Annotated in this window: 13 protein-coding genes; 8 read left to right on the top strand and 5 right to left on the bottom strand. The window is 60.6% G+C overall.

The genetic code is table 11. The features are described from left to right. Positions 1-102 precede the first annotated feature (102 nt). From dnaE to M3436_07560, 4 genes are all read right to left on the bottom strand, one after another. Entirely contained in the window at positions 103-3,567 is a 3,465-nt protein-coding gene (dnaE, locus tag M3436_07545) for a DNA polymerase III subunit alpha (protein MDQ3563987.1), read from the bottom strand. Between the two features lie 146 nt (positions 3,568-3,713). Then, positions 3,714-4,319, bottom strand: a complete 606-nt coding sequence (locus tag M3436_07550; protein MDQ3563988.1) for a ribonuclease HII — start codon at positions 4,317-4,319, stop codon at positions 3,714-3,716. Positions 4,320-4,499: 180 nt separating this feature from the next. After that, positions 4,500-4,721, bottom strand: a complete 222-nt coding sequence (locus tag M3436_07555; GenBank protein ID MDQ3563989.1) for a hypothetical protein — start codon at positions 4,719-4,721, stop codon at positions 4,500-4,502. An 8-nt stretch (positions 4,722-4,729) separates the two neighbouring features. Further along, entirely contained in the window at positions 4,730-5,188 is a 459-nt protein-coding gene (locus M3436_07560; GenBank protein MDQ3563990.1) for a hypothetical protein, read from the bottom strand. Positions 5,189-6,130: 942 nt separating this feature from the next. On the opposite strand from M3436_07560, the gene M3436_07565 reads away from it, so the two are divergent. After that, positions 6,131-6,892, top strand: a complete 762-nt coding sequence (locus M3436_07565) for a hypothetical protein (protein MDQ3563991.1) — start codon at positions 6,131-6,133, stop codon at positions 6,890-6,892. 4 nt (positions 6,893-6,896) lie between these two features. Next, complete coding sequence (locus tag M3436_07570; protein ID MDQ3563992.1) at positions 6,897-7,118, top strand: hypothetical protein; 222 nt, start codon at positions 6,897-6,899, stop codon at positions 7,116-7,118. 281 nt (positions 7,119-7,399) lie between these two features. Here the strand turns inward: M3436_07570 and M3436_07575 are convergent, their stop codons facing one another. After that, positions 7,400-8,140, bottom strand: a complete 741-nt coding sequence (locus tag M3436_07575) for a hotdog fold thioesterase (protein MDQ3563993.1) — start codon at positions 8,138-8,140, stop codon at positions 7,400-7,402. Between the two features lie 233 nt (positions 8,141-8,373). Here M3436_07575 and ruvC point away from each other — a divergent pair, with 233 nt between their 5' ends. From ruvC to tolA, 6 genes are all read left to right on the top strand, one after another. Then, positions 8,374-8,892, top strand: a complete 519-nt coding sequence (gene ruvC / locus M3436_07580; protein MDQ3563994.1) for a crossover junction endodeoxyribonuclease RuvC — start codon at positions 8,374-8,376, stop codon at positions 8,890-8,892. Beyond that, the gene (ruvA, locus tag M3436_07585; GenBank protein ID MDQ3563995.1) at positions 8,889-9,479 is read left to right on the top strand and encodes a Holliday junction branch migration protein RuvA; all 591 of its coding nucleotides are present in this window, start codon (positions 8,889-8,891) and stop codon (positions 9,477-9,479) included. Before ruvC ends, ruvA begins: the two co-directional genes overlap by 4 nt. A gap of 75 nt (positions 9,480-9,554) precedes the next feature. Continuing rightward, positions 9,555-10,589: a Holliday junction branch migration DNA helicase RuvB gene (gene ruvB / locus M3436_07590; protein ID MDQ3563996.1), complete on the top strand. Its 1,035-nt coding sequence runs from the start codon at positions 9,555-9,557 to the stop codon at positions 10,587-10,589. 72 nt (positions 10,590-10,661) lie between these two features. Continuing rightward, on the top strand, positions 10,662-11,336 hold the full coding sequence (gene tolQ, locus M3436_07595; protein ID MDQ3563997.1) for a protein TolQ: 675 nt from the start codon (positions 10,662-10,664) through the stop codon (positions 11,334-11,336). Between the two features lie 30 nt (positions 11,337-11,366). Beyond that, positions 11,367-11,792 carry a protein TolR gene (gene tolR / locus M3436_07600; protein MDQ3563998.1) on the top strand — a complete coding sequence of 142 codons (426 nt, stop codon included), beginning with the start codon at positions 11,367-11,369 and terminating at the stop codon, positions 11,790-11,792. A 7-nt stretch (positions 11,793-11,799) separates the two neighbouring features. Continuing rightward, on the top strand, positions 11,800-12,327 hold a 528-nt coding region (tolA, locus tag M3436_07605; GenBank protein ID MDQ3563999.1), incomplete at its 3' end, for a cell envelope integrity protein TolA.

Raw genomic sequence — 12,327 nt, forward strand, 5'->3', positions numbered from 1 at the left:
GCCGGGGTGAGAATTTTTTAAGTTACCCGATATACAGCCTCCGAGCAATGATCGGATGAGGGCTTGATGCACCTCGGGCTCGGGCACGTGTTTAAGGGTGGCCTACGGCGAAGCGGCGCTCGCTTCCAACCCGTAGTCGATAGTGACCTGGCCGCCCTCGAAGAGCGCGCGAAGCTTTTCCAGCAAGGCGTCACTGAGATCCACACGCCAGGCGTCGCCCAAGCGCAGACGGCCGCTTGCCCCTTCGCCCCGATACTCGATAAAGACCGGACAGCGGCCGTTTCGATGGGTCTCAAGCAGCCGTTGCAGCTCCGTGATCCCTTCATTGGCGATCCGCGCCGCATCGGTGCTTACTACTAACCCCTTGGCATAGGCTGCCCGCGCCTGGGGTAAATCCAACAGCCTTTCTGCGACCAAGGTGTGGGCATCGGTCACTTCATCGACTCTGCAGGCGCCTTCCGCGATAAGCACGCGGTCCTTGACCAACACCGCTGCATAACGTTTCAGCGTTTCCGGATAGACCACCACCTCGATGCGCGCGCTATGATCGTCGAGCGTCGCGATCGCTATGCGGCCGCGCCCCCTGTCCGTGTGCCGCAAGGCCAAAACCAGCCCGCCGATCCGCCGCGTGCCCGGTCTAAGATCGCGCAAGCGGCAGCTCACCAGCCCATTCAGCTCATCCTCGTAGCGATCGATGGGATGTCCGCTCAAGTATAAACCCAGCGTCTCGCGTTCCCCCGCAAGCCGCTGGTCATCCGACCACCTCAGCGCTTTCGGATCACCCTGTCCCAGCGTCTCCGCCGCCGCCTCGGTCGAAAACCCGAAGAGGTCATGCTGGCCCGAGGCGCGGTCCTTGACGCTTTGCCCCGCGGTCTGCATGGCCGGGGCGAGCGTTGCCAACAGCCATCCGCGATCCGGCCCCAGGCCATCCATGGCGCCGGCTTGAATCAGCGCTTCCAAGACGCGGCGATTGGCTTTGCGCGCGTCCACTCGCAAGCACAGGTCAAAGAGATCACGGAAGGCCCCACCGCTATCGCGCACCGCTATCATGGCCTCGATCGCCATGCGCCCGGCGCCCTTGACCGCCCCGAGCCCGTAGCGAATCGACGCATCGCTCGCGACCGTAAAACCATAGGCGGAGGTATTGATATGCGGGGATAAGATGCCTAACCCGAGGCGCCGGCATTCATCGATGAGCGCGACCACCTTGTCGGTGTTGTCCATGTCCGCGGACAGCACGGCCGCCATGAAGGCCGCCGGATAATGGGCTTTGAGCCAGGCGGTTTGATAGGCGATCAAGGCATAGGCCGCCGAGTGCGATTTGTTGAAACCATAACCGGCGAACTTTTCCATCAAGTCGAAAATCGCGCCGGCCACCGCGGGCGCGACCTTGCGCTCCACGGCCCCGCCGATAAAGACGGCGCGCTGTTTGGCCATCTCCTCCGGCTTCTTCTTCCCCATGGCCCGGCGCAGCAGATCCGCGGCCCCGAGCGAGTACCCCGCGAGCACCTGGGCGATTTGCATGACCTGCTCCTGATAGAGGATCACGCCGTAGGTCGGCTTTAGGATCGGCTCGATCGACGGGTGTGGATAGCGTACCGCCGCGCGTCCCTGCTTGCGATCGATGAAGTCGTCCACCATCCCTGACTGGAGGGGCCCCGGGCGGAACAAGGCCACGAGCGCCACCAAGTCGTCGAACGTGTCCGGCCGCAAGCGTTTGACGAGGTCCTTCATGCCGCGGGATTCCAGTTGAAATACCGCCGCCGTCTCGCCGCGCTGTATCAATTCGAAGGTTTTCGCGCCGTCGAGCGGAATGCGGGTGAGGTCGAGCATCGGATCGCCTTGAAGCGCTCGCGAGGCATTGATGTCGCGCACCGCCCAAGCGATGATCGTGAGCGTTCTGAGACCCAAAAAGTCGAATTTCACCAGCCCCATCGCCTCGACATCGCCCATGTCGAACTGGGTAACCCGGGCCGTCGAACCCTGCTCGCAATACAGCGGCATGAAATCGATCAAGGGCGCCGGGGCGATCACGACGCCGCCAGCGTGCTTGCCCGCATTGCGCACCAAGCCCTCGAGTTTCTTGGCCAAATCGATGAGCGTGTGCGCTTCCTCCTCGGCCTCGTAACGCTCGCGAAAGGCGGGCTCCTCGGAGAGGGCCCGTTCCAGCGTCATGTTGAGGTCGAAGGGGATGAGCTTGGCGATCTGATCGACAAACCCGTAGGGATAGCCGAGCACGCGGCCGACGTCGCGCACTACCGCCCGCGCGGCCATGCTGCCGTAGGTGATGATTTGGGAGACCCGATCCCGGCCGTAGCGCTCTGCGACGTAGTCGATGACCTCATCGCGCCGGTCCATACAGAAATCGACGTCGAAATCGGGCATTGAGACCCGCTCGGGATTGAGAAAGCGCTCGAACAGGAGATCATATTGAATCGGATCGAGGTCGGTGATCCCCAAGGCGTAGGCTGTCAGCGAACCGGCTCCCGACCCGCGCCCGGGCCCGACCGGTATACCGCACTCCTTGGCCCAACGGATGAAATCCGCCACGATGAGGAAATATCCCGCAAAACCCATCTTGGTGATCACCCCGATCTCCAACATGAGCCGCTCCGCGTACCCCTCGTGCTTGGGACCGCCGCTGGCCGCATCGGCGCCCGAGATCACCGCCAGCCGCTGGCGCAGACCGGTTTCGGCTTGGCTGCGCAAGTAGTCCTCGGCCACGGTGCCGGGCGGGACCGGAAAATCGGGTAGATGATAGCGATCGAGCGTCAGCTCGAGACTGCACCGCTCTGCGATCATGCGGCTATTTTCGATGGCCTCGGGCACATCCGCCCACAGCGCCTCCATCTCCTCGGTGCTACGCAGGTATTGCTGCTGGCTGTAGGGTTTCGGCCGGCGCGGATCGGCCAAGGCGCGGCCGGCGTGGATACAAAACCGGGCCTCGTGGGCCTCATAATCCTCCGGGTGCAGAAAACATACGTCATTGGTCGCGACCACGGGCGCTTGGCAGGCCGCCGCGAGATCCAACGCGCGTTCGATGTATTCCGCCTCGCCCGAGCGCCCGGTGCGTTGCAACTCCAGGTGGTAACGATTCGGGAAGTGGTCTAGCCAGCGCCTGAGCCGGCGTTTCGCCGCCGCCTTCGAGCCGCCAGCCAAGAGCTGGCCGAACTCGCCCCCGCCCGCGCCTGAGAGCAGGAGGATCCCCTCCGAACGGGCGAATAACCACTCTTGCTGGACGTGCGGCACCCCCTGTACCTGACCCTCCGTGTAACTGCGGGTGATGACCTCGGTCAGATTGCGGTAGCCGGCGGCGTTTTGGCAGAGCGCGACGATGCGGCTGCGCTTTGCGGCGTCGCCGGCGAGCCAGAGGTCCGCGCCGATGATCGGTTTAATCCCGCGTGCCTGCGCCGCACGGTAGAATTTCACCATCGAAAACAACGCGCTCTGATCGGTCACCGCGATCGCCGGCATCCCGAGCGCGGCCACTCGATCGACCAGATCATTTATGCGGATCAGGCCATCGACGATGGAATACTCGCTGTGGAGGTGCAGATGCACAAACACGTTTGGATCTCGCCGGACGCGTGTTAGTTAAAATATTTCGCCGCTGGGCATGGAACCCCGCAGGCGGCCAAAAGGGAGAGTTGCACGACTCCCCTTCGGGAACCCCAATGCTAGAGTCCCCGCCCCAAGCGACGGGGTTAGTGAATCTAGTCTGACAGGGCGCCGCCAGGTTGCAAGCACGCGCGCACCGGCGCGAACGACCGCCGGTGGACCGCCGATATTCCCAAACTGTTCAAGGCTTCAGGATGCCGCCGTGTCCGATAACCCTTGTGCACGGCCATACCGTATCCGGGATAAACCCGGTCCGACGCTTCCATCTCGCGATCGTGCGCCACTTTCGCCAGAACGGAGGCCGCGCTGATTTGGATTTGAGGCACGAGCCGGTCGCCCTCGACCACGGCGACCACGGGATACGGCACATCGGGGCGCTGGCGCCCATCCACCCAGACTTGCGCCGGCGCCACCGGCAACGCGAGCACGGCTCGCCGCATCGCCAACAAGCTTGCCTCTAGAATGTTGAGGGCACCGATCTCGGCGACCTCGGCGCGCCCGAGCGCCCAGGCCACGGCATGCGCCTCGATCCTCCCGGCCAAGACCGCACGCCGTTTCACGCTCAATGTTTTAGAATCCGCGAGTCCCGCGATCGGCCGCGCCTCATCCAAGATCACCGCCGCACAGAAGACGGGTCCGGCGAGCGGTCCCCGTCCGGCCTCGTCGATACCTGCAATCACTGTCACCTCCCCCTGCATCATAGGGTCAAACGCATTGGAAGCGAATAACTGCCGCTTCATTCGGATATACCATAGCGCAAAAATACGGGGTACGGATCCCACACATGCGACGGTCACGTAGTCGCCGTGGGACAGCCGTCGTCCCGAAGAATGTTGCAGTAGTTCCAGATCTCTTGGACGATAGAGGTGCTATTCAAAGATTTAGAGCCCCGCGATGCTACGGAGACGACGCAAGACCTCCGGCATTCTCACCTGATTCGCCGCGTCACCTGCGAAGTGCCAATTCAACGTATCGGTGAATTGTGAATCTCCGAGCAACCCTTCGATTTCCTCCATAAGGTAGCCACGAAGATCCGAATCAGCGGCTGCAATTTCATCTAGCAGCTCTGGGCGTCCATCCACCACCGTGATGATGTCCTCCATGTCGGGGCTTACCCCATAGTCGCCCTTGCCTCGACCGTAAAAAGCCTCGAGCTTCGTCGCGAGAAAACTGGCGGCGCCACGAGACGGATAATACTCCCGCCGGGAAGATGGTATGGATTCGCTCTCTGAATGGCCAGCGGATACCAGCGGTTCGTAAACCCCAGAATCTTTTCATCGAGCGGCATCACGTCCACTTTGAGATCGTCGATGCGCCAGCGGCAATTCACCTCCATATCTTCTGTGAATCCCTTGGCCTTGAGTTGGCCGTGAAGCGAATAGTAGCTCGTTACACTCGCCACTTCCGCGATGAGATCGACGTCTTTGGTTGCTCTTACCGGCGGTCGACCTGAGTCGGTCACAAGAAGCCCCGTCGCACAGCCGCCAACGAAAACCAGTTTCTCGCATAGCTCGCCGAGGTGCTTCGCGACCAATTCGACAAGGACTATGTTGGGATCGTTGGGATTCATATCCGTTCAGTCAGTAGTTGTTGCGCCATTTCGCGCTCTCGCGCAGCGCCTGTTCTCAACGCGTCAAACAACGCCAGGCACTCGTAAAGACGTACGTCTCTAAGAGATGCTTGGGGTGCGGTTGGATAGAGCGGATAAAGTGCGACGCCTCTAACATCGCCCTCTGGACTTGGCCAGACGGGCGGGAACTCATCGGGCTGATTGATTGACTCCCGCAATGGTGAAGCTGCGTAGGCTGTAGGCATTCCTCGCGTCACCGACCCTGAAACGGCGGGAAACGCGTATTTCGCCCCGTGAACTAGGAACTCTCGCAAGGACGCTCGGGAGGGCTGCATTCCCTCCTCGTTGATGGAGATCAGGCGGGCAGCTACTCCGCGTTTAATGCTCGCGTGCGCTTCAGACGCTGCTATTCCCAGCTGCTCTCCAAGTTGAGCGTAGGTAAAGGATCTGTCGGGGTGGCAAGCTACCTTCAATAGCACCAAGAGATCCTGTGGTTTTAACGATATCTGCTTGTTCATATATAGAATAACGAGAGTATTCTCTATTCGCGAATAGCGTATACTACGAGAAAACTCCACGCAATCTCCGAAACCCCCACAGATAATCTTATGTATTCTCTGTTGAGACCTAACCGGAACACGTCGCTATACCGCGAACGGGCATAATCTTCCTAAGCATGGATGACCCCCATATCACGGTCACCCCGGCGGAAGCCGGGGTCCAGTGCGGCGCATGATGCCGGTTTTCACCGTCATGACGGAATAGAAAACGTAGATTGTGACCGTTGCCTGCATTCTAAAGCAACTGTGGTCATTACTCTCAAATCTAACTTATACGTAGTTGACGTGTAATTTAACTACGTTTATATTGAGTATGTCAACAATAGTACAACACATACGCCACTGAAACTGCGACGCTGCGCCTTAGGTAAGGCACTACGACATGAACGAAGCCCCGCGAAAGAAGAGTCCCCGCGCCCCGTCGCTGCCATTAGGCGAAGCCATCGAACGTGCATTGCGCATCTACGAGCAGGAGCGCCGACATGCTGCACTCACTGACGTGATCGCTCAGAACCTTGGTTACAAGAGCGCAAACAGCGGATCAGCACTCTCGGCAATCGCGTCGCTGCGCTACTACGGGCTGCTGGAGAAGGCCCAGGAAGGCAAGCTCGCCGTATCGAAGGACGTAGAGTCCTTCCGTTTTACGCCGAACGAATTATTGAAGGACGCGCTATTGCTCAAATGGCTCAAGTCACCTCAAGTGTTCGCTGAACTGCTCGACCGCTATGAGGAAGAGCTGCCTTCGGATGCCACCCTGCGATTCAACTTGATCGAACGCGGCTTCACTCCAGGAGCCGCCGAATCGCTCCTCGGAGTCTTCCGAAAATCCGTTGAGTTCGCGAAGTATTACGAGCGCAAGCAAAGGCCAAACGATGCTGATGCGCCCTCGCAGGTGGCGCCTAGGGCCGAAGAAGAGCCGCGTCCGCAAGCTGAGGCCACAAACCCAGATGACAGTGCCCTTGCCCAAGATCAAGAGTCAGTTCTCGCGGGCTACGACCGAATTCCAGTGCGCCTTGCCGGCGGCCGGCGGGCATGGTTGGAGATCCCCAGCCCGTTCTATTCAGCCGATAAAAAACGCCTCAAAGCCCAGATTGATTTGTTACTGACAGAAGACGACGAGGACAATGTGCTGCCTGAGGAATAGTGAGGTGATTAGCCTGTCTCAACCGCTCGGCGCGATTGAGGTTGGCCGCGACGGTGGCTTCGAGTTCTTCGATCACGGAGAGGCGGCGCTCGACTTCGGCGACGATGCGGTGGCGCTCGGCCAGAGGCGGAAGCGGGACGACCAACGCCTTCAGCTTTGTGCCATTCACATTGGCCTGCCCGACCTGCTGATTCACGACCGTCTTAATCCGAGCGCGTCCGAATAGGGTTGATGTAGTAAGACAGAAACTGCGGCATGCACTGATTGGATAGCCGCACACGAATCAGATAAGACGCGAACGAGCATTTCTTAGGCATGCCCGAAAAACCGCCGTCTTGCCCACAAGCTCGGCGCTGTTGGTGCGATTGAACAGCAGATCCTTCAGCAGCAGTTCGGGAAACTCCGAGTGATCGACAGGCAGATACTTAACTCGGTCAGATCAGGACTCCCCCGGTCACAACCTTTTCCTCTTTCATGACCGTCAAACCCAATGATCTATATCTGCTTCTAGTCACACCGTCGCGACTCGCTCGTGAATGCAGTGACCGGAACCTCAATCCAGGTGGCGCGCCCGACAGCCACGACATCACCGGACTCGGTAAATATGGCTGAACCCGCGCAGCGCTTGCGACCGTCAACGTGGAGCGGCCATCCGATTACGACGTATCTGTCCCCGGGCCTGACAGCGCTCCCAACGCGGGCACAAAGTTCTCCGAGCACCAGGGTCTTCCCCTCCGGCACGGGCAACACCGCGAATCCGCTGGGGCAGTCCAGGGCTGCCCATATGAATTCGGGAGCGAGGGTGCCGGATCTCTCCGCAAGCGACCCATCAGGGATCCAGGGCGCCGCGACGATGGAGCGGGCCTCGATAAGACCCGGGAAAATTCGCATGCCGTCGCCCAATGTCCGCTGCGGACCACAGACGAAACATCGTGGAAAGCTGTGGCGAGTGAAGCCCAAATAGGATCTCGCAGCCTCCACTGCTTCGGGAAATGACGGGGGTGGGAGAGCGGTTAGTTCGATCCCGGCGCCTTGAGCCTCCGCAATCACGATTGTTCCTTGAAGCAGCCGGGCACGGTTTTCGGACGCCTCGACTAGGATCTCAGTCTCAAGCGGCGGAGGCACCCGCAACCGGACCGCCATAGGTCCATGCAGGTGCTTCGCGAGCCGACCGCAGACATAGCCGCCGTTTCCAGACTTGGGTGGACCGCAGAATCGACGGGCTATCGAGAGCGTCTCAACAATCATGATCTGACCTCCCCACATGCTTCCCACACCCTAACCAGTCTGGAGAAAAACCCGGGTAAGTCAATTTGGATTTCGCCACCGCGGGAACGGTGACCGGTTTATTACGGGCTTGGCGAAGCATCCCGCATTTTCGCGGCGTGACCCATATTACAAACAGCACTGCATCAAGAATACAATAGCTTGATCCGTTCCCGGTGAAATCCGGGGCAGCCACATGGCAGAATCGCATCTCAGTGATCCGTATCCTCGGTATCGATCCCGGCTCCCGGATGACGGGCTACGGCGTCATCGACGTCGACGGCCCGAGCACTTTCTATGTCGCCAGCGGTGGCATAAAAACCGCCGGCGATGCGCTAGCCCCGCGGCTTAGCCGCATCTTCGATGGTGTGACGGCGGCGATAGAAGAATATAATCCGCAAGAGATGGCGGTGGAGCTGGTATTTATGAACCGCAACGCGGACTCCGCCCTGAAGCTCGGTCAAGCCCGCGGGGCGGCGCTGGTGGCCGGGGCGAAGCGTGGTTTACCGGTGTTTGAGTTTACCCCGGCGCAAATTAAACAGGCCATCGTCGGCCGGGGCAACGCCGAAAAGGCTCAAATCCAACACATGATCAAGGTGCTGCTGAACCTCGAGGCGCCGCCCGAGACCGATGCCGCGGACGCGCTCGCGGTCGCGCTCTGTCACGGCCACACGCGTGAAGGGCTGCTACGAATGCCCGGCGTGCGGCGCAACCGGCGGCGACGGTTTCTATGATCGGACGCATCCGCGGACTGCTGATCGAAAAGCGGCCCCCGCATCTCCTGCTCGAGGCCCACGGCATCGGCTACGAATTGGAGGCGCCGCTGAGCACCTTTGACCGCCTGCCTTCAGTCAATGCCGAGGTTCTGTTATATACGCATCTCGCCATCAGGGAGGACGCGCACCTCCTGTTCGGCTTTTTAACCGAGTCCGAACGGCGGCTGTTCCGCGCCTTGCTCAAGGTCAGCGGGATCGGCGCCCGCACCGCGCTCGCCATTCTCTCCGGATCTGATGTCGAGGAATTTACGAAATGCATCCATGCGGAAGACATCGCCCGGCTGACAAACCTGCCCGGGATCGGCAAGAAGACCGCCGAGCGGCTGGTGATCGAGATGCGCGACCGCCTTGCCGATTGGGCACCGCGCGCGGCGGCTGCGGGAGGGGCCTTCGCGGGATCCCATGAGGCCTTGGCGGACGCGATCGAGGGTCTGGTGGCGCTCGGCTATAAAGCTCACGAGGCCGGGCGCTACGTGCAAGCCATCGATACCGCCGGGATGACGAGCGAAGCCATTATCCGCGCAGTGCTGCGCTCACAAGCATGAGCGGTTTAGCCCCCGCCGATCATGCCCTCATCAGGGGCCAGCTAAACGGCTAACCGTGCGCGCCTTCACCACACGATGACCGATCCGAATCCATTGATCCTTCCCGACACCATGGCCGGCGACGCGGACGAAGCATTGCGGCCCCGTCGGCTCAAGGATTACGTCGGCCAGACGCCGGTGCGCGAACGCCTGGAAATCTTCATCACCGCCACGCGCCGGCGGCGCGAGCCGCTCGATCATGTGCTGCTTTTCGGCCCGCCGGGACTCGGTAAGACCACGCTGGCCCATATCATCGCCAACGAGCTGGGGGTCGCTTTGCGTCAGACCTCCGGTCCGGTGCTGGAGCGCCCCGGCGATCTGGCCGCGATCCTGACCAATCTCGAGCCACGAAACGTGCTCTTCATCGACGAGATCCACCGCTTGAGCCCGCTGGTGGAGGAGATCCTGTACCCGGCGCTCGAGGAGTTTCAGATCGATATCATGATCGGCGAAGGTCCGGCGGCCCGCGCCATAAAACTGGATCTGCCGCCGTTTACCCTGGTCGGCGCCACCACCCGCGCCGGGCTGCTCACCTCACCGTTGCGAGACCGCTTCGGGATTGTCGAACGGCTGGAATTCTACGACGCGGAGGATCTGACGCACATCGTGCGGCGCTCGGCGCGCATCCTCGGCGTCACCGTCGATGCCGAGGGCGCCGGGGAGATCGCGCGGCGGGCGCGGGGCACGCCGCGCATCGCCAACCGTCTGCTGCGCCGCGCGCGGGATTACGCCGAAGTCCGCGGCGATGGAAAGGTCAACGTGGACATCGCCAAGCGGGCTTTGGAATTGCTCAGCGTCGACACCCACGGCTTTGACATCATGGACCGCAAGCTGCTCTTGACGATTATCGAGAAATTCGATGGCGGGCCCGTCGGCGTCGACAGCCTGGCCGCCGCGATTGGGGAAGAGCGGGGGACGATCGAGGATGTGCTGGAACCGTTCTTGATCCAGCAGGGATTCATGATGCGTACCCCAAGGGGACGGATGGCGACGCGCGCTGCGTGGTTGCACTTCGGAACCGCACCGCCCGAGCACCTCGCGAGCCAACCCGATCTCTTCGGAGAGCGCTAAGCGCGTTGCCGATGAGGGGACAGCGATTTACTTGGCCGGTGCGGGTACTATGAGGTTTAGCCGAGCTTACACATGGTGACTGATCTTTCGATTACCAATTTGATCCTGGGCGCCAGCCTATTGGTCAAGTTCGTGATGGTGGTTTTAATCGCCGCTTCGCTTTGGTCCTGGACGGTGATCTTCAATAAACGCGCCGTGGTCAGGAAAGCGCAGCGCGATGCGGATAATTTCGAGGATCGCTTTTGGTCGGCCGATGACCTCTCCGATCTCTATAACCGGATCGCGCAGCGCAGCCACGAGCCCTCGGGGCTCGAACGGATCTTTGAAGCCGGTATCAAGGAATTCGCGCGCTTGCGCCAACAAGAGGGCATTGAGCCAGGCCCCGTCTTGGAGGGCGCGCAACGCTCAATGCGCGTAGCCCTGAACCGGGAGATCGAAGACCTCGAGCAGAGCTTGCCGCTGCTCGCCACGGTGGGCTCGGTGAGCCCGTACGTGGGCCTCTTCGGAACGGTCTGGGGCATCATGAACTCCTTTCAAGCCCTGGGCAATGTGCATCAAGCAACGCTCGCCATGGTGGCCCCCGGGATCTCCGAGGCCTTGATCGCCACGGCCATGGGCTTGTTCGCGGCCATTCCCGCGGTCATCGCCTACAATCGTTACGCCAACGATATCGACCGCTTGTTCAGCCGCTACGACATATTCCTGGAGGAGTTTTCCTCCATTTTGCACCGCCAGGCGCACGCCTGAACGAAACATGGCCGGGGGAGTCTCAGGGGCATGGCGGTGAGACACAAGCGTAAGCGCCTGATGTCGGATATCAACGTCGTCCCCTACATCGATGTGATGCTGGTGCTCCTCATCATCTTCATGATCACTGCACCGCTCATCACCCAAGGGGTGAAGGTGGATCTGCCGCAAGCCGCCTCCGAACCGGTGCCCCCGAGCGATACCGAACCGCTGATCATCACAGTGGACAGGGAAGGTAATTACTATATTGATTTCGGGGACCACCGGCACGATCCCGTGAGCAAAGACACGCTGCTAAACCGCGTCCAGGCCGTGCTGCGTTACAAACCCAATGTGCCGGTCCTCGTCAATGGCGATCAGGCGGTCGCGTACGCGCGCGTGGTAGATTTGATGGCGGCGCTCCAGAGCGCCGGTGTGCAAGGGGTTGGGCTTATGACGCAGCCGCCGGAACGCTGACGGCACGATGGTTCGAAGGCGGCTCCGCTCGTTCCGATCGTTTATCTATGCTGTCGCGATCCATGTGGTCGCGATTGTATTACTGACGCTGAGCCTGAACCTGAGCGACCGTCCGCCATCATCCAAGCCCAGATCTCAGATCGTACAGGCGGTCGCCATCGATCAAAACAAGGTCGAAGCGGAGGTGCAACGGCTGAAGGAGGCCGAACGGCGCAAGCACAAAGACGAAGAAGCGCGCCGTGAGGCGCTTGAACGCGATGTGGCCGCCGCGACAGAGAAGCGTCAAGCCGAGGAGAAACGCTTAGAGGAACTCAAGAAAGAGCAAGCCATCGTACAAGAGCAAAAGCGCGAACAGCACCTTAAAGAGTTTAAAGAAAAACGCCAGCGCGAGGAACGGAAGAAACAACAGCTGGTCGAGGAGCAGAAGCGAATCGCGCAAGAAAAAGCGCTCGCGAAAAAACGTGAAGAACGCCAGCAGGCCGAAGCGGAGAAGAAACGTCTCGCCGAGGAACAACGCAAGAAGGCCGAGGCCGAG

The organism is Pseudomonadota bacterium (assembly GCA_030859565.1).
In the GTDB taxonomy this organism is placed as follows: Bacteria; Pseudomonadota; Gammaproteobacteria; order JACCXJ01; family JACCXJ01; genus USCg-Taylor.